The sequence below is a fragment of the Arthrobacter sp. Y3223164 genome (genome assembly GCF_059091005.1).
The window spans coordinates 1-1,549 of record NZ_JBNHGF010000533.1 but is presented as its reverse complement, the minus strand read 5'-3'; the positions used below and the strand labels follow the sequence as shown (position 1 = coordinate 1,549).

The following is a 1,549-nucleotide window of genomic DNA, read 5'->3' as shown; positions in this document are numbered from 1 at the left end:
GTTCGGCGGCGGCCGCCCGGCTGAGCTGTTCGATTACCGCGGCCTGGCCGGGCAGGTCGGACCAGACGCTCATGCCAGCAGCTCCCGCACCCGGGCCATGATCGCCACGGTCAGGTCGTCGCGGTCGGCGGCGGCGTCCAGCACCAGGTACTTCTCCGGGGCTGCGTCGGCCAGTTCCACAAAGGCGTCCCGGATCCGGGAGTGGAAGTCGTCGGCCTCTGACTCCAGCCGGTCCTCGGCGGCATCCCCGGCCGTGCGCCGCTCGCGGCCCTGCTGCGGGGCAACGTCCAGCAGCACGGTCAGGTCGGGCAGCAACCCGTCCGTGGCCCACAGGTTGAGCTCCCGCACCGCCGCCAGTCCAAGCCCGCGGCCGGCACCCTGGTACGCCACCGAGGAGTCGATGAACCGATCGCAGACCACCACCTCGCCGCGCTCCAGCGCCGGCCGAATGACCTGTTCCACGTGGGCGGCCCGGGAGGCGGAGAAGATCAGGGCCTCGGTGCGGGCGTCGATCTCGCCGTGGCCGTGTTCGAGCACCAGCGCGCGCAGCTTTTCCCCCACGGGGGTGCCGCCGGGTTCCCGGGTACGTAGCACCGTCCGGCCCATCCCCTGCAGACGCTGTTCGACGGCGGCGGCCTGGGTTGATTTTCCGGCCCCGTCCCCGCCTTCGAATGCGATAAAGAGGCCGCGTGCGGTGGCGGGCTGGCGGTCGGAACTCACCTGATTAGCCTAGCGGGAATCGCCGGGGCCCGCGGGACGGTCACAGTTAGCGTGTGGATGGCCGTGGTACTAATGTGCTCTCATGACCGACGCCTTCTCCCACGGCCGCCAGGATGCCGGGCAACTCGCCCCGGACACCGTTGTGGTTTCCTCCGGACGGCCGCCCCGCGACCACGACGCACCGGTCAACCCGCCGCTGGTGTTGTCCTCCACGTTCTTCGGCCGGGGCGAAGTGGTGCAGGGGGACCGCGCCTACGGCCGCTACTCCAACCCGACCTGGGATCCGTTCGAAGAAACCCTGGCCGAGTTGGAAGGCGCGTCCCTGCCGGGACTGGTCTTCGCGTCCGGGCTCGCGGCCGTTTCGGCCGCGCTGTCGCTGCTCCCTCCCGGCGGGGTGCTGGTGATGCCGCGGCACAGCTACCAGGGCAGCCTGGCCATTGCCGAGCAGTTGGCCGGGCGCGGGGAACTGCAGTTGCGCACGGTGGACATCGCGGACACCGCCGCCGTCACGGCCCAGTTGGCCGGCGCCGGCATGCTCTGGCTGGAAAGCCCGACCAACCCGATGCTCGAGATCGCCGAAGTGGAGGTGCTCGCCCGGGCCGCCCACGCGGCCGGCGCCCTGGTGGTCGCGGACAACACCTTCTCCACACCCTTGGGCCAGCGCCCGCTGGCGGCGGGGGTCGACGTCGTCGTGCATTCGGTGACGAAGTACCTGGCCGGCCATTCGGACGTGGTGCTCGGCGCCCTGGTCACGTCCGACGAGGACCTGCGCTCGAAGCTGCTGGTGCACCGGTCGCTGCGCGGCGCCATCGCCGGGCCGTTCGAGACC

At 71.4% G+C, this 1,549-nt stretch carries 2 protein-coding genes; one reads left to right on the top strand and one right to left on the bottom strand.

The features are described from left to right. Positions 1–69: 69 nt before the first annotated feature. On the bottom strand, positions 70–720 hold the full coding sequence (gene tmk, locus AC5RUJ_RS16150) for a dTMP kinase (protein WP_494024321.1): 651 nt from the start codon (positions 718–720) through the stop codon (positions 70–72). An 82-nt stretch (positions 721–802) separates the two neighbouring features. On the opposite strand from tmk, the gene AC5RUJ_RS16145 reads away from it, so the two are divergent. Beyond that, on the top strand, positions 803–1,549 hold a 747-nt coding region (locus AC5RUJ_RS16145; RefSeq protein WP_494156229.1), incomplete at its 3' end, for a PLP-dependent transferase.